Below are 16258 nucleotides of genomic sequence, written 5' to 3'. Positions count from 1 at the left end.
CTGGCGCTTTATTAACCCTAAACTTAAAGAATTGTATGGTGTAGATACCATGCCCCAGACTGCCGAAAACGTCGCTGAACAGTTCAACGTTAATCGTGCAGATCAGGACCAGTTTGCCTTGGTGAGCCAACAACGCACCGCAAGCGCGCAAGCCAAAGGCTTTTTTTATAAAGAAATCGTGGCAGTTGAAATCCCTCAGCGTAAGGGCGATGCTGTTGTGATTGATACCGATGAGCATCCACGTGCATCGACCACGCTTGAAGCTTTAAGCAAACTTAAACCTGTTGTAAAAGCAGATGGTTCTGTGACTGCGGGGAATGCTTCAGGTATTAACGATGGTGCAGCAGCATTGCTGATTGCTTCTGATGAGGTAGTTCAAGCTTACAATTTAAAACCACGTGCCAAGATCATTGCTTCAACAGCAGTGGGTGTAGAACCGCGCATTATGGGTTTTGCTCCGGCACCAGCGATTAAAAAATTACTTAAACAAGCCAACCTGACTTTAGATCAGATGGATGTGATTGAGCTTAACGAAGCTTTTGCTGCACAAGCTTTGGCCGTGACCCGTGATTTAGGCTTACCAGACGATTCTGACAAGGTAAATCCAAACGGTGGTGCGATTGCTTTGGGTCATCCGCTTGGTGCATCAGGTGCACGCCTAGTGACCACAGCCTTAAACCAGCTTGAGCAAACAGGTGGCCGCTACGCTTTGTGCTCAATGTGTATTGGTGTAGGTCAAGGCATCGCATTGATTATTGAGAGAGTCTAATCATGAGCCAGTTATATGCCAGCTTGTTTTATCAAAAAGACGTCACGGACATCTTTAGTGACTCATCTTTAATCAAATATATGATTCAGGTTGAAGTTGCGTTAGCTCAAGCACAGGCAAAAGTTGGCGTGATTCCTCAAAATGCGGCTAATACCATTGCTCAAGTAGCTGAGCAGGCAATAGAAAAGTTTGATTTTCCAGCGTTGGCTGTAGCAACAGGCTTAGCTGGAAATATCGCAATTCCATTTGTAAAACAGCTTACGGCAATTGTTAAAGATGTAGATGAAGATGCTTCACGTTATGTGCATTGGGGTGCAACGAGTCAGGATATTTTAGACACAGCCTGCATTTTGCAATGCCGCGATGCGTTAAATATTGTGGAAGCACAACTTCAACACTGCTACAGCACTGCATTACAACAAGCTAAGCAATATCGTCATCAAGTCATGATTGGACGTACATGGTTACAGCAAGCTTTGCCAATCACTTTAGGGCATAAACTCGCTCGTTGGGCTTCTGCATTTAAGCGTGATTTAGATCGTATACAAGCTATGAAATCACGTGTACTCACTGCTCAGTTAGGCGGTGCTGTAGGTTCATTAGCTTCTTTGCAAGATCAAGGTTCATTTGTAGTGAGTGCATTTGCTCAGCAGCTGAATCTGACTGTACCGACAAGCACATGGCATGGTGAGCGCGACCGTATTGTAGAAATCGCAAGTGTGCTTGGCATGATTGTTGGGAATACGGGCAAGATGGCACGTGATTGGTCACTAATGATGCAAACTGAAATTGCCGAATTGTTTGAACCAACTGCAAAGGGCCGTGGTGGTTCATCAACTATGCCGCATAAGCGGAATCCAGTTGCAGCAGCTTCAGTACTTGCAGCAGCAAATCGTGTACCAGCACTTATGTCTAGCATCTATCAAAGCATGGTGCAGGAACATGAGCGTAGCTTAGGTGCGTGGCATGCTGAATGGTTAGCAATCCCTGAAATTTTTCAGCTTTGTGCTGGAGCATTAACTCGTACTGGTGAAGTTTTACAAGGTTTCGAAGTTAATGCTGAGCATATGCAGCAGAACCTTGACTGTACCAACGGGCTGATTATGGCAGAAGCTGTGATGATGGCGCTTGCTCCAAAAATTGGACGTTTAAATGCTCATCATGTTGTTGAAGCCGCTTGTAAAATAGCCGTGGCTCAAAAGCAGCATTTATCTGAGGTTGTTAGTCAGTTAGATGAAGTAAAAGAACATTTTAGTCAAACAGAAATTTTGGAAATATTTAAAGCAGAAAACTATTTGGGCAACATTCAAGCTCAAATTGATGCTGTTCTGCAAGAAGCACAAGGAGGAGACATAAAGTGAAACAGCTTATAACCAATCGACAAGGTAAACAGCTCGCTGTATATACCGACGGATTAAAAGATGCTCCAGCACTTGTGTTATCTAACTCGTTAGGAACAGATCATGGAATGTGGCAGCCGCAAGTAGATGAGCTTAAAAGTCATTTTAATGTCATTACATACGATACACGTGGTCATGGCGAAAGTGATGTGATTGCTGAAACTTCTTTGCAAAATTTAGGTGAAGATGTTGCTGATATTTTAGACGCCTTAAATATTGAAAAAGCTCATTTTTGTGGCATTTCAATGGGCGGAATTACAGGGCTTTGGTTAGCTATCCATTACCCAGAGCGCTTTCTAAGCATTACTGTCGCAAATTCGGCGGCAAAAATTGGACAGGCTGAGGCGTGGTTGAGTCGCGCAGAATCAGTAGAACAAAATGGACTGGCTGAATTGGTTAAAACCACGCACACACGTTGGTTTAGCGAAAAATTCGACTATCAACATAATGTGGTTGCACAAACGACGATTCAAAGTCTGGCAAACACACCAGCTCAAGGTTATGCCAATGCGTGTCGTGCTTTAGCACATGCTGATTTAAGAGATGAAATTACGCAAATCCAAGTTCCAGTATTGCTCATTGCAGGAACGGCAGATCCAGTGACAACAGTAGCAGATGCTGAGTTTATGCAGAATGCTATTAAGAACAGTCAAATTGCTAAATTGGAAGCATCTCATCTTTCTAATATCGAGCAACCGCAAAGATTTACACAGGAATTGACTAGGTTTATTCAGCAAATCTAATAGCTTAGTAGTTTAAAAGGAATTGGCCTTAAGGAGGCAAATATGGCGTCTCAGGATTACGCTGCACCAAATAAAAGTATCGATGCTCAAGCATTAATTAATGATGCTCCACTCAGTAAGTATCAATGGATGATTGCAATCATCTGTTTCTTAATTATTTTTACAGATGGTATCGATACTGCTGCAATGGGTTTTATCGCTCCAGCTTTGGCTCAAGACTGGGGTGTTGATCGCTCTCAGTTAGGCCCAGTGATGAGTGCTGCACTTGGTGGAATGATTATTGGAGCTTTGGTTTCTGGCCCAACAGCTGACCGTTTTGGTCGAAAAATCGTTTTAGCTTTTTCGATGCTTGTATTTGGTGGTTTTACTTTAGCATCTGCTTATGCAACCAACTTAGATAGTCTTGTCGTTTTACGCTTTTTGACAGGTATTGGTTTGGGTGCAGCGATGCCAAATGCCACCACATTATTCTCTGAATACTGTCCAACACGCATTCGTTCACTGCTGGTGACATGCATGTTCTGTGGCTACAACCTAGGAATGGCAACAGGTGGTTTTATTAGTAGTTGGCTTATCCCGACCTACGGTTGGCACAGTCTATTTTTACTTGGCGGCTGGTCACCTTTGATCTTAATGGTTTTAGTGATTTTTGTCTTACCTGAGTCTTACCGCTTTTTAATTGTTAAAGGTAAGAACCCTGAAAAAGTACGCAAGATCTTAAATCATATCGCGCCAACTCAAGTTCAAAATGCGACTGCATTTCACGTACCTGAAGAGAAAACTGAAACAGCTCAAAAGAAAAATGTGTTTGGAATTATGTTTTCTAAACCATATGCAAAAGGAACACTTTTACTTTGGTTGACCTATTTCATGGGCTTAGTGGTTGTTTACTTGCTTACAAGCTGGTTACCAACACTCATGCGTGAAACAGGTGCTTCAATGGAGCGTGCTGCATTTATTGGTGGATTGTTCCAGTTTGGTGGTGTGGTAAGTGCATTGTTCATCGGTTGGGCGATGGATAAATTTAACCCGAACCGAGTTATTGCCATTTTCTACTTTGCTGCGGGTCTATTTGCGATTGCTGTTGGTCAAAGTTTAGGAAACTCAACATTACTTGCTGTATTGGTTCTTTGCGCAGGTATCGCGATTAATGGTGCGCAATCTTCAATGCCAGCTTTAAGTGCTCGTTTTTATCCAACGCAGTGCCGTGCAACAGGTGTGTCTTGGATGACGGGTATTGGACGTTTCGGCGCAGTATTTGGTGCTTGGATTGGTGCCGTACTACTTGGTAATGATTGGTCGTTTACTGCCATTCTCAGTTTATTACTAATTCCAGCGACTGCTGCGGCTGTTGCTGTATTTGTTAAATCACTTGTTGCGCATACCGATGCAACTTAATAGAGGTCTATCACAATGAATGATGAACAACGCTATAAACAAGGCATTGAGGTGCGGACTGAAGTTTTGGGTGAAAAGCATGTTGGTCGGTCTTTGCAAAACTTAAATGACTTTAACCAAGATTTTCAAAACTTTATTAGCCGTTACGCATGGGGTGAGGTGTGGTCTCGTCCGGGCCTACCGCGTCATACACGTAGTTTAGTGACGATCGCAATTTTATTGGCGCTTGGCCGTGAAGATGAACTACGCATGCATTTACGTGCTTGCTTCAACAATGGCGTAACCAAAGAAGATTTAAAAGAGTTGATCTTACATAGCTCACTCTATGCAGGTTTACCTGCTGCAAATGCTGCAATGCATATGGCCGAAGAAGTCTTTAAAGAGTTGGGAATAGAAGTCAACTCAGTTGCAGCAAAAGAACAGGATTAAGGAGATAAAGATGTCACAACATAGCTGGGGTGCTTACGCCCAACGTAATACAGAAGACCATCCACCTGCATATGCGGAAGGTTATAAGACAAGTGTTTTACGTTCGCCAAAAAATGCATTGATTTCTATTAATGAGACTTTAACTGAAGTTACTTCACCGCATTTTTCTTCAAATTTGTTTGGCCCAAAAGATAACGATTTGATTTTGAACTATGCCAAAGATGGTTTACCAATTGGTGAGCGTGTCATTGTTCATGGTTATGTCCGTGACCAGTTTGGTCGTCCTGTTAAAAATGCACTTTTAGAAGTATGGCAAGCCAATGCTTCTGGTCGTTACCGTCATCCAAACGATAAGTTTATTGGTGCAATGGACCCTAACTTTGGTGGTTGTGGTCGTACCTTAACTGATGAAAACGGTTTTTATATTTTCCGTACCATTAAACCGGGTCCGTACCCATGGCGTAACCGTATTAATGAATGGCGTCCAGCTCATATTCACTTCTCTTTAATTGCTGATGGTTGGGCTCAGCGCCTAATTTCGCAGTTTTATTTTGAAGGCGATACGCTCATTGACACTTGCCCGATTTTAAAAACGATTCCTTCTGAAGATCAACGTCGTGCATTGATTGCACTAGAAGATAAAAACAACTTTATCGAAGCTGATAGCCGTTGTTACCGTTTTGACATCACTTTACGTGGTCGTCGAGCGACTTACTTCGAAAATGATTTGACTTAATCGGGAGCACGAGCATGAATAACTGGAATTTTCAGGAACTAAAAGAAACTCCATCTCAAACAGGTGGTCCTTACGTTCACATTGGTTTATTGCCACAACAAGCAAATATTGAAGTATTTGAAAACAACTTTAATAACCAGTTAGTACAAGACCAAACTAAAGGCGAGCGTATTCGTCTTGAAGGCCAAGTGTTTGACGGATTAGGTTTACCGCTACGCGATGTGCTGATCGAAATTTGGCAAGCCGATGCGAATGGTATTTATCCAAGTCAGGCAGATACGCGTGAGCAAAAAGCTGATCCTGCATTTCAAGGTTGGGGTCGTACAGGTGCAGACTTTGAAACGGGTGTTTGGAGCTTTAATACAATTAAGCCGGGCGCGACAGCAGGCCGTAAAGGTTCAATTCAGGCACCGCATATTGCATTAGTTATTTTCGCTCGCGGTATTAACTTAGGTCTTCATACACGTGTTTATTTTGAAGATGAAGCCGAAGCAAATGGTAGTGACCCAATTTTAAATAGCATTGAGTGGGCACCGCGTCGCCAAACGCTTATTGCAAAACGTTTTGAAGAAAATGGTGAAATTGTTTACCGCTTTGATATTCGTATTCAAGGCGATAACGAAACAGTATTTTTTGATATTTAAGAAACACCTAAGGCTACACATGATTGTCCATGGATGCGTGTAGCCTTTTTAAAGGACGGTATGAAAGAGATGAAAATGAAAACATTATTAAGCTTAAGTTTGCTTGCACTCCCATTTTTTACAGCACAGGTGAATGCTGAACCTGTTGCTTTAGCTACTCAAACACAACCTGCGACTACGGCAGTTAAAACAATTGTTCCAATTACAGCAAAAACTAAAGAACAAGCTTTGGCGCAAGCTCAAGTCATTGCAAATACAGCAGATGCTGATTTGGCAGAGTTCCGTATCGACTTACTCAGTTTTGCGAGTGATACAAAACAAGTGATTGCATTGGGGCATGAATTAAAAAAGATTCTAGGTAATAAGCCACTAATCGCCACAATTCGTACTAAAAACGAAGGTGGTCAGCTTGAAATTAGCGATGCTGATTATGGTAAGACTTATCAGGCTTATTTAAAAAATCCGTTCATGGATTGGTTAGATGTTGAAATGTTCCGTGATCAAAAAGTAGTTTCAGAAATTGTTCAAAAAGCACATCAAAAGAAAGTGTTGATTGTGATGTCTAATCACGACTTCCAAAAAACGCCAAGCCAAGATGAAATTGAAAAACGCTTGTTAAAACAAGATCAAATGGGGGCAGATATTCTAAAAATTGCCGTAATGCCAAAATCTAAACAAGACGTTTTCACTTTAATGAACGCAACTTTAAAAGTAAGTCAGCAAACCACTAAACCATTGTTAACGATGTCGATGGGACAACTTGGTACGATTTCTCGTGTTGCGACTGCCAACATGGGCGGAAGTTATAGCTTTGGCATGATTGGTGAGGCGTCAGCACCAGGGCAAATTGATGTGACTAAGCTCAAACAGATTTTAAAAACCGTTCAACCAACAAACCCATAAATCATAAGGATATGATGAAATGAATACATTACGTTTAACTACTCTTGCATTAGGTTTGATGGTTTCAGGAATTACTGCGGCACAAACTTATGTTGTTGACCGTTATCAGGATGATAGCAATAAAGGTTCTTTACGCTGGGCAATTGAACAAGCCAATGCAAATTCAAGCGAAGCGAGCGAGATCTTGATTCAGGCGGTAGGCAAAGCACCTTATGCGATTAAATTAAATAGCGCACTTCCTGAAATTAAAGCACCTGTCAAAATCATTGGTACCCAGTGGGACAAAACTGGTGAATACATCGCAATTGATGGTTCAAATTACATTAAAGGTGAAGGTGCAAAAGCTTGTCCTGGTGCTAACCCTGAACAATACGGAACAAATGTCCGTACCATGACTTTACCGGGATTGGTACTACGTGACGTCAACAATGTCACTTTAAAAGGTTTAGACATTCATCGTTTTTGTATTGGTGTATTGGTTAACCGTTCAAGCAATAACCTTATTCAACATAACCGTATTAGTAATAATTACGGTGGTGCTGGTGTCATGCTTACTGGTGATGACGGGCAAGGTAACCCAACTGCAACCACGACCAATAACAATAAAGTTTTAGACAACATTTTCCAAGACAATGGTGATGGTTTAGAACTGACCCGTGGCGCTGCGTTTAACTTAATTGCAAATAACCATTTTGTTTCAACGAAAGCGAACCCAGAGCCATCACAAGGTATTGAAATTTTGTGGGGTAATGACAATGCCGTAGTCGGTAATAAATTCGAAAACTACTCGGATGGCTTACAGATTAACTGGGGTAAGCGTAACTATATTGCTTACAACGAAATGACCAATAACTCGATTGGCTTCAACATGACAGGCGATGGCAACATTCTTGATAGCAATAGAGTGCATGGTAACCGTATTGGTGTTGCTATTCGTTCGGAAAAAGATGCAAATGCAAAAATTACATTGACTAAAAACCTGATTTGGGACAATGGTAAAGATATTAAACGCTGTGAAGCTGGTGGTTCATGTGTACCAAATCAGCGTTTAGGTGCAATTGTATTTGGTGTACCTGCACTTGAGCATGAAGGTTTTGTCGGTTCTCGTGGTGGCGGTGTAGTTGTTGATCCATCTAAGCAACAAAAAACATGTACTCAACCAAATCAACAAAACTGTAATGCTCAGCCGAATCAGGGCATTAAAGCGCCGAAGTTAACCGCTACTAAAGGTTCAGTTGCTGTAGAAATTAATGGTTTACCAAACCAACGCTATCAAGTTGAGTTCTTTGGAAATCAAAATGCGACATCAAAAGAAGCTGAGCAATATTTAGGAGCGGTTACCGTTGCTACAGATGCCGAAGGCAATGCAAAAGCGAATTGGAAGCCAACTCTCAAAGTTGCTTCAATTACAGCGAATGTAACGGATCGTTTTGGCGCGACGTCTGAACTTAGTTCGGCCGTACAAACTAAATAATAACAATAAGGGAAGCGCCTCAAACTGAGGCGCAGCATAGAAATATAGAAATGATAAAAGGGACTTGAAATGCCAAATATAATGAAACTGAGTGTGTTAACAATCGCAGTATTAGGCAGTCAATTTGCACTTGCTAATGAGCCTTGGTCACAAGACCGTCAATGGTTGCTAGGCGACTGGAATGGTGAGCGCCAACAGCTAGAGCAACAAGGCTATAAATTTACGGCTTCTATTATGAGCCAAAGTGCCACAAATTTAGATGGTGGTTACAACGACAGCAATACTTTTGAAAATGCCGCGCAGCTTTCTTTAGGTGCAAACTTCGATTTAGAAAAGATTGCTGGGTGGAAAGATACAACAGCGAACCTAGTCGTGACTAAACGTGACGGAAATGCGCTTACTTTGGAGCGTATTAAAGACCCTCGTTCTAGCCAATTAGGTAATGCTCAAGAGATTTATGGTCGCGGTAAAATCTGGCGTCTGTCTCAAGCATGGGTAAAGAAAGGCTTTGTTGATAATACTATACAGGCCAAAGTTGGCCGAATGGGCATGTCAGAAGACTTTAATAGTTCTCAATGTGAGTTTCAAAACTTATTACTTTGCGGTGGACAGTTAGGAAAATCAATCGGTTCAATTTGGTACAACTCACCAGTTGGTGTCTGGGCTGCAAACGTTAAATATCAGTTTGCACCTGAGTGGACTTTGGGTGTCGGTGTTTATGAGGTAAATCCAGACAACATTAAAACTGAATCAAATAGTGATGGTTTTAATCTGGATATGAACAACGTTAAGGGTGCAACCATACCAGTTGAACTCGCATGGAAACCAAAGCTTGCTACTTTTAATGGTTTACCGGGTGAATATAAAGTAGGTGCGCTGTATTCAACCGCAGAAGCGAATGATATTAAAACTGCGGGTAAGGTTCATGATGGAAAACAAAGTTTCTGGATTAATGCACAACAACAACTGACGAATAACGGCCAAGATCCGAAACGCGGTTTATATGTAAGTTTTAACGGCGTTGTAAATGATAAAGCAACGACTTTTGTTCAAAGTACCCAACAACTTGCTCTTTGGTATAAAGGGCCATTTGATAGCCGTCCAAATGATTCGATTGGCTTTGGTATTGCCAATTATTTGGTCAATGATCGCGCTAAAGATAAGCAAATCGCAACAAACGAAAGCCGTGGATATTATAGCTATGATGCGATTGCATCTGACTATATTCCAATTCAAGACGATGAGCTAAATGTTGAATTGAATTATACCTATCAATGGTCTCCGGCCGTTATGTTACGTCCAAACATTCAATATATCCATCAACCTGCTGGTGTAAAAGCGGTCGATGATGCTTGGGTGGCGGGCTTAAGCGTTAAAGTCAATTTTTAACAATGTTGATGGCTGGTTAGACATAGTTTAACTGGCCCAAATGCTTGAACTATTGTGTTCAGTATATGTGGAGTAGGATCTATGTCTGAGTCAGATTCTAAGTTTCATATCTTATTCAAAATATGGTGTTTTCTATTAGGTCTAGTTTTATTGGCTACTGGTGTTTTTTACATCGTAGGCGGTGGAAAGCTAGTTTCATTAGGTGGATCTTGGTATTTCCTAGTTGCAGGACTGTTAATTACCATTTCTGCATTTAGTATTTTTCGTAAAAAGGCACTTGGTGTCTGGATTTTTGCGGCTGTTTTTGTTGGCACAGTCATTTGGTCATTTGTTGATGCAGGATGGGAATTCTGGCCGTTATTTTCGCGGTTAATGTTTCCTGCTGGTCTTTTTGCCGCACTGTTATTTACCTTGCCTTCAATTCGACGTTACCAATTTCAAACTAGCTTGGCATCTTCATCTTATGCAGTGGGTGGGGTAGTTGTTGTTGGTATGTTGATTGCGTTTTATCAAATGTTCCAACCGCATCCAACAGTAGCAAGTTCAGGTGAAAAGCTACCTTTAGTACCAGTTGACCCTGCTAAAAAACAGGTGAATTGGGAAAATTATGGAAATGATGCAGGTGGTAGTCGCTTTGTTGCTCTCGATCAAATTAACCGAGATAACGTTCATAAATTAAAAGAAGCTTGGCGTTTTAGAACAGGTGATTTTTCAACAGGTAGTGGTAATGGTGCTGAAGACCAAATGACCCCACTACAAGTTGGAAACAAAGTTTTTTTATGTACACCACATAACAACATTTTTGCGATAGATGCTGACTCGGGTAAACAACTCTGGAAAGCTGAAGTGAACTCAAAAGCTGATGCTTGGGAACGTTGCCGTGGGGTTGCATACTTTGATTCGACCAAGCCACTTGTACAACCAACTTTGGCTGGTGCAAATGCAGTAACCACAGTTGCAACCAATACAGCATGTCCGCGTCGTTTATATACCAATACACCTGATGGTCGTTTAATTGCAGTGAATGCAGATAACGGTCAGCGCTGTGCTGATTTTGGTGTAAATGGAACAGTTGATCTGTTAGAAGGTCTGGGAGCTGGAACTAAAGCTCCACGTTTTGAAGTGACTTCTGCACCGACTATTGCTGGAACAACCATTGTAGTGGGTAGCCGTATTGCCGATAACGTAGCAGCAGATATGCCGGGTGGTGTTATCCGTGGTTATGACGTCATTACTGGTAAACTTCGTTGGGCATTTGACGCACGTAATCCAGATCCTAACTATGTTCTTAAACCAGGTGAAATTTATAAACGTAGTTCGGCAAACTCTTGGGCTGCAATGTCATATGACCCTCAAATGAATACGGTGTTCTTACCTATGGGTAGCTCATCTGTCGACATTTGGGGTGGTAACCGTAATCCGTTAGATCATAAATACAATACTTCTGTTTTGGCACTTGATGCGACAACAGGTAAAGAAAAGTGGGTATATCAAACTGTTCATAACGATTTATGGGACTTCGATTTACCAATGCAACCAAGTCTAGTTGATTTCCCATTGAAAGATGGTACGACTAAACCTGCTGTTGTGATTGGAACCAAATCAGGTCAATTCTTTGTGCTTGACCGTGTAACTGGTAAACCACTGACTAAAGTAATTGAACAGCCAGTTAAGCCTGCCAATATTCCGGGTGAGCAATATAGTGCAACTCAACCACGTTCAGTTGAAATGCCTCAAATTGGTAATCAGACTTTAACTGAATCAGATATGTGGGGTGCAACACCGTTTGATCAGCTCATGTGCCGTATTAACTTCAAGTCAATGCGTTACGAAGGTCTATTTACTGCACCGGGTACTGACGTTTCATTAAGCTTCCCAGGTTCTTTGGGTGGCATGAACTGGGGTAGCATTGCTTTTGATCCGACTCATCGTTATATGTTCGTCAACGATATGCGCCTTGGCTTATGGGTTCAATTAATGGAACAAACACCTGAAGATATTAAGATTCAGGCGAGTGGCGGTGAAAAAGTAAATACAGGTATGGGTGCTGTACCAATGAAAGGTACACCATATAAAGTGAATAAAAACCGCTTTATGTCTGCCTTAAGTATTCCTTGTCAGAAACCACCATTTGGTACTATGACTGCAATTGACATGAAAACTCGTCAAGTCGCATGGCAAGTACCACTGGGTACGGTTGAAGACACTGGACCTATGGGCATCAAAATGGGCTTAAAAGCACCGATCGGTATGCCAACAATTGGCGGGCCGATGGCAACTCAAGGTGGCTTGGTTTTCTTTGCAGCAACACAGGACTACTATTTACGTGCATTTGATTCATCTACAGGTAAGGAACTGTGGAAATCACGCATGCCAGTGGGTAGCCAAGGAACTCCAATAAGCTATGTTTCACCGAAAACAGGTAAACAATTTGTGGTTGTTACGGCAGGCGGAGCTCGTCAGTCTCCTGATCATGGTGATTATGTAATCGCTTATAGCTTAGAACAATAATTAAATAAGGCAAAAGAGAGCAATTCTCTTTTGCCTTTAATTTTAATATGTTTTTTATATTAAAGTACTGTGGTAAATTCTATTGTTTTAATTAGATAGATTTACCAAATAGTAAAAAAGTGCTTTAACTCATTGCAAAACCTAAAATATTCTTAAGATTGAGAATACTTGAACCATAGATGTGGCCGAATGATTAGATATTTTTCACAATGTTTTACCTATAAATAAAACTGATTTGTTTATTAAGTTTTGTTTAACTTAAGGTTGTGAATTTTAATTAGAAATAAACATTATTGTCTTTTTAGTCCTTAAAAGTCGGATTTTTTTGCTGGAAAAACCAGCGTAAATATATATTTATATTATATTTATATAATTTATAGCATTACGTTAGAATGGTCATCGCAGATTATTACTACCCAGTAATAATTTGTATTTCAGGAATTTAAGCTTTTATTGGCTTAAGGCTCATCGCAAGATGGGCCTTTTTTTATGCTCTTTCGATCATAACATCTAATTATTATAAAAATAGCCTAAGCAATAAGCTGTATGAATTGATGAAAACAATCACAAAAAATAGTCTTTAATGACAAGAAGTGTATGATTTGATAAATTAAAGCCACTTGATAATAATAGGTGATACGATGAGATTTTTGGTTCTTGCAACTTTATCTGGTTTAGCTTTGATGGGTTGTGCTTCTGTTCAGCAAGCACCGAATACACAAGAGACAATTCGTTATGCTTCTAGTCCATGCTTTGGCGCATGTCCAATCTATTCTGTAGAAGTAACGCCTACAGGTTTAATTCGTTTTGAAGGCAAGCAATACACTAAAGCTATCGGTGTTAAAGAAATTCAAGGTAGCGTAAAAGACTATAAAAAACTTGCAGATGATCTAAAAGCTTATCGTCCTGAAACAGGTACACAATCTAAAACTGCTGGTTGTCAGCAAACGGCAACCGACATGTCTAGCTATTACATTTCATGGATTCAACCAAATGGCACGGAAACAAAATTAAGCCATTACACAGGTTGTATCTCCCCGGCAAATACTAGATTGAATAAGGTCATGGAAAAACTGCCTGAACAATTAGGCATTAAAGATCTAATTTAATGACAAAAGCCCCAAAATTTTGGGGCTTTTTCTTGTTAAGAAGAATTATAAACTCAAAAGTTTTATATTAAGTATTTCTAAAAAAATCAGCGTATAATACAGATTATAAAAACATATATTGTTAAGAGTGGTTATATGTCAAATATTGTCTATGCCTTTTTTGGTGGTTTATTACTCGGCATCGCAACAGTTGGATATTTATATATAAATGGTCGTATAGCAGGAATTAGTGGATTGCTTGCTCAAGTCATTAATCCTACTAAAGATACTTTTAAAAGTTCTGCATTCTGGTTCATTGCAGGACTTGTGATTACACCTTTCATATATGGCTATTTTTATCAGCCTGAAATTGAAATTAAAGCCAATACATTTGCACTTATTTTAGCAGGTTTACTTGTTGGTTTTGGAACACGACTAGGCTCTGGATGTACAAGCGGCCATGGCATTTGTGGTATGAGCAGGCTATCAAAACGCTCGATGATAGCGACAGCAGTTTTTATGTTTGCTGGCATGTTAACCGTTTATATCATTCGTCATGTATTGGGGTAATCCTATGAAAAACATTTTTGCTTTTATATTTGGTGGTTTGTTTTCATTAGGCTTAATGATTTCGGGCATGTCTAATCCAGAAAAGGTATTAGGTTTTTTAGATATCTTTGGGCAGTGGGATATCAGCTTAATGTTTGTGATGTTAGGTGCGATTGCTGTGGCATTTATTCCATTTCAAAAGGCTATAAGAAGTCCTAAAACGCTTTTTAATGAGAAAATTCAATTACCAATGAATACACAGATTGACCAAAGGTTAATTGTTGGTGCTTTTATTTTCGGTATAGGCTGGGGAATAGCAGGTATATGTCCAGCACCCGCTTTAACACTTATTGGATTAGGACATTTTGAAGCGCTCTATTTTATTGTGGCAATGTTATTAGGAATGTTTATTTACCGAGTCTTAAATAAAGGAAATTAAATCTATGCAACAACCTCTAGTAAAAGATTTTTTTGATGAAAACACCAATACTTTTAGCTATGTTGTTACGGATTTAGCGACTCGTCAATGCGTTATTATTGATAGTGTGCTTGACTACGATGCAGCTTCGGCGACTACAAAAACAACTAATGCTGATCTGATTGTCGATTATGTCTTGGCTCAAAACTTTGAAGTGCAATGGATTTTAGAAACCCACGTCCACGCCGACCATATGACTGCTGCCCAATATTTAAAATCTAAATTGGGCGGTACAATTGCGATTAGTCAAAAAATCTCAATCGTACAAGAAACATTTTCAGCTATCTATAATTTTGATTTTAATAAATTCAATGAAAATCAACCTTTTGACTATTTATTCGAAGATCATGAACATTTCAAAATAGGGGATATAGAAGCCTATAACATTCCTACACCAGGGCATACACCTGCTTGCTTAAGTTATGTGATTGCCGATGCTGTTTTTGTAGGTGATACTTTATTTATGCCTGATTATGGTTCGGCCAGATGCGACTTTCCTAAGGGAAGTGCTGCTGCACTTTATGATTCGGTACAAAAGCTTTATACACTTCCTGACAACATGCGCATGTTTTTATGCCATGACTATAAGCCCGAAGGCCGCGATGAATATGTCTGTCAAACAGATATTAAAACTCAAAAGCAAAGCAATATTCATTTAAACCGACGCGTTTCCAAAGACTCATTTATAAGAATGCGCCAAGAAAGAGATGCTACTTTGGCAATGCCAAAATTAATTCTGCCTTCAATTCAAATTAATATGAACGGTGGAAACTTTCCAGAACCAGAATCGAATGGCATCCGTTATTTGAAAATTCCATTCAATTACTTTTAGAAATAGCCTAAGCAGATTCATTTCGATCGTTTACGTGTTCGAATAGCCTAAGCTAATTATAAAATTGACACCTTATGGAATAGCCTAAGTAAGATTTAAAGAACTTGCCTTAAATCCCGCGAAGTCTCTTGCAATAAAGGCAAAATGTGTTGAATTAAATATTCTTCAGTTGTTTTCATAGTTGGAGAAACAATATTTAAAGCTGCAACCACTTTAAAGTCTTGTCCATAAATGGGTACGGCGAGCGCATGAACGCCTAATTCGTGTTCTTCACGTGAATAACACCAATCTTGCTCTCGAATCTCTTTTAGTAACTCTAAAAATTTATCATTTTCGACATGCGTATATTTAGTTAGACGCTGAAGAGGGTATTTTTGAAGCCAGTCCAATTGTTCTTCTTGGCTTAAATGTGCCAGTAAAATTTTACCCGCCGATGTCGCATGTGCAGGTAAGCGGTTACCCAAATGTAAGCCGTATGGGTTTACGCGGTCAGTTTGTTGGTGGGCGGCACTACGGGCAATAGTAATCGCTTCATAACCATCAAGCACCATCACTGAATAAATAAGTGAAGTTTGGTTAGTTAACAGATTTAATAAAGGCTGAGATACTTTTGGAAGTTGAGCTGCACCTAAATAAGCTCCTGAAAATTTAAGAACTTTCGGGGTTAAATAATAATAGTGACCATCTGACTCAAGATAGCCTAAATATTCTAAAGTTAATAAATGACGTCTTGCTGCTGCTCGGGTAAGTCCGGTTTTTTCGGCCGCCATGGAAATATTTAAACGGTGTTGATTACTACTAAAGCTATCTAAAATCGCCATGCCTTTACCGATGCCAGCAATGTAATCTTCATGACGAATCGTTTTTTTGTTGTCCTGATTCTGGATTATCCGTTCATCTTTACTCATTACTGGT

At 40.1% G+C, this 16258-nt stretch carries 16 protein-coding genes; 15 read left to right on the top strand and 1 reads right to left on the bottom strand.

Annotation, left to right across the window (positions count from 1 at the left end):
- The 15 genes from AC1PJP_RS08920 to AC1PJP_RS08850 all read left to right on the top strand — a co-directional run.
- The coding region (locus AC1PJP_RS08920) for an acetyl-CoA C-acyltransferase (RefSeq protein WP_479766835.1) at positions 1-769 on the top strand (769 nt) is incomplete at its 5' end.
- A 2-nt stretch (positions 770-771) separates the two neighbouring features.
- Positions 772-2130 carry a 3-carboxy-cis,cis-muconate cycloisomerase gene (pcaB, locus tag AC1PJP_RS08915; protein ID WP_479766834.1) on the top strand — a complete coding sequence of 453 codons (1359 nt, stop codon included), beginning with the start codon at positions 772-774 and terminating at the stop codon, positions 2128-2130.
- Entirely contained in the window at positions 2127-2912 is a 786-nt protein-coding gene (pcaD, locus tag AC1PJP_RS08910) for a 3-oxoadipate enol-lactonase (RefSeq protein ID WP_005306050.1), read from the top strand. Before pcaB ends, pcaD begins: the two co-directional genes overlap by 4 nt.
- A gap of 42 nt (positions 2913-2954) precedes the next feature.
- Entirely contained in the window at positions 2955-4310 is a 1356-nt protein-coding gene (gene pcaK / locus AC1PJP_RS08905; RefSeq protein WP_004792024.1) for a 4-hydroxybenzoate transporter PcaK, read from the top strand.
- Between the two features lie 15 nt (positions 4311-4325).
- Positions 4326-4739 carry a 4-carboxymuconolactone decarboxylase gene (gene pcaC / locus AC1PJP_RS08900; protein WP_005306044.1) on the top strand — a complete coding sequence of 138 codons (414 nt, stop codon included), beginning with the start codon at positions 4326-4328 and terminating at the stop codon, positions 4737-4739.
- Between the two features lie 10 nt (positions 4740-4749).
- Entirely contained in the window at positions 4750-5475 is a 726-nt protein-coding gene (gene pcaH / locus AC1PJP_RS08895) for a protocatechuate 3,4-dioxygenase subunit beta (protein WP_016137964.1), read from the top strand.
- A 14-nt stretch (positions 5476-5489) separates the two neighbouring features.
- Positions 5490-6119 carry a protocatechuate 3,4-dioxygenase subunit alpha gene (pcaG, locus tag AC1PJP_RS08890; RefSeq protein ID WP_416717958.1) on the top strand — a complete coding sequence of 210 codons (630 nt, stop codon included), beginning with the start codon at positions 5490-5492 and terminating at the stop codon, positions 6117-6119.
- 75 nt (positions 6120-6194) lie between these two features.
- The gene (gene aroD, locus AC1PJP_RS08885; protein WP_416685993.1) at positions 6195-7022 is read left to right on the top strand and encodes a type I 3-dehydroquinate dehydratase; all 828 of its coding nucleotides are present in this window, start codon (positions 6195-6197) and stop codon (positions 7020-7022) included.
- Between the two features lie 19 nt (positions 7023-7041).
- Entirely contained in the window at positions 7042-8496 is a 1455-nt protein-coding gene (locus AC1PJP_RS08880) for a right-handed parallel beta-helix repeat-containing protein (protein ID WP_479766833.1), read from the top strand.
- A 69-nt stretch (positions 8497-8565) separates the two neighbouring features.
- Complete coding sequence (locus tag AC1PJP_RS08875) at positions 8566-9885, top strand: carbohydrate porin (RefSeq protein WP_479766832.1); 1320 nt, start codon at positions 8566-8568, stop codon at positions 9883-9885.
- 81 nt (positions 9886-9966) lie between these two features.
- Positions 9967-12396, top strand: a complete 2430-nt coding sequence (locus AC1PJP_RS08870; protein WP_479766831.1) for a glucose/quinate/shikimate family membrane-bound PQQ-dependent dehydrogenase — start codon at positions 9967-9969, stop codon at positions 12394-12396.
- A 650-nt stretch (positions 12397-13046) separates the two neighbouring features.
- Positions 13047-13505: a DUF6438 domain-containing protein gene (locus AC1PJP_RS08865; RefSeq protein WP_081399304.1), complete on the top strand. Its 459-nt coding sequence runs from the start codon at positions 13047-13049 to the stop codon at positions 13503-13505.
- A 135-nt stretch (positions 13506-13640) separates the two neighbouring features.
- Positions 13641-14054, top strand: coding sequence for a YeeE/YedE family protein (locus AC1PJP_RS08860; RefSeq protein ID WP_044100149.1), 414 nt, complete (start codon positions 13641-13643; stop codon positions 14052-14054).
- 4 nt (positions 14055-14058) lie between these two features.
- The gene (locus AC1PJP_RS08855) at positions 14059-14472 is read left to right on the top strand and encodes a DUF6691 family protein (protein ID WP_034591164.1); all 414 of its coding nucleotides are present in this window, start codon (positions 14059-14061) and stop codon (positions 14470-14472) included.
- A 4-nt stretch (positions 14473-14476) separates the two neighbouring features.
- Positions 14477-15343 (top strand): MBL fold metallo-hydrolase, encoded by an 867-nt coding sequence (locus AC1PJP_RS08850; protein WP_151828232.1) that lies wholly within the window; start codon positions 14477-14479, stop codon positions 15341-15343.
- A 95-nt stretch (positions 15344-15438) separates the two neighbouring features.
- On the opposite strand, the gene pcaU is transcribed toward AC1PJP_RS08850, so the two are convergent.
- Entirely contained in the window at positions 15439-16251 is an 813-nt protein-coding gene (gene pcaU, locus AC1PJP_RS08845; protein ID WP_019458809.1) for an IclR family transcriptional regulator PcaU, read from the bottom strand.
- Between the last annotated feature and the right edge of the window lie 7 nt (positions 16252-16258).

The sequence above is a fragment of the Acinetobacter sp. V116_7 genome, assembly GCF_056735735.1.
The sequence above is the reverse complement of the archived record's forward strand: the minus strand, read 5'-3'. Positions and strand labels throughout refer to the sequence as shown.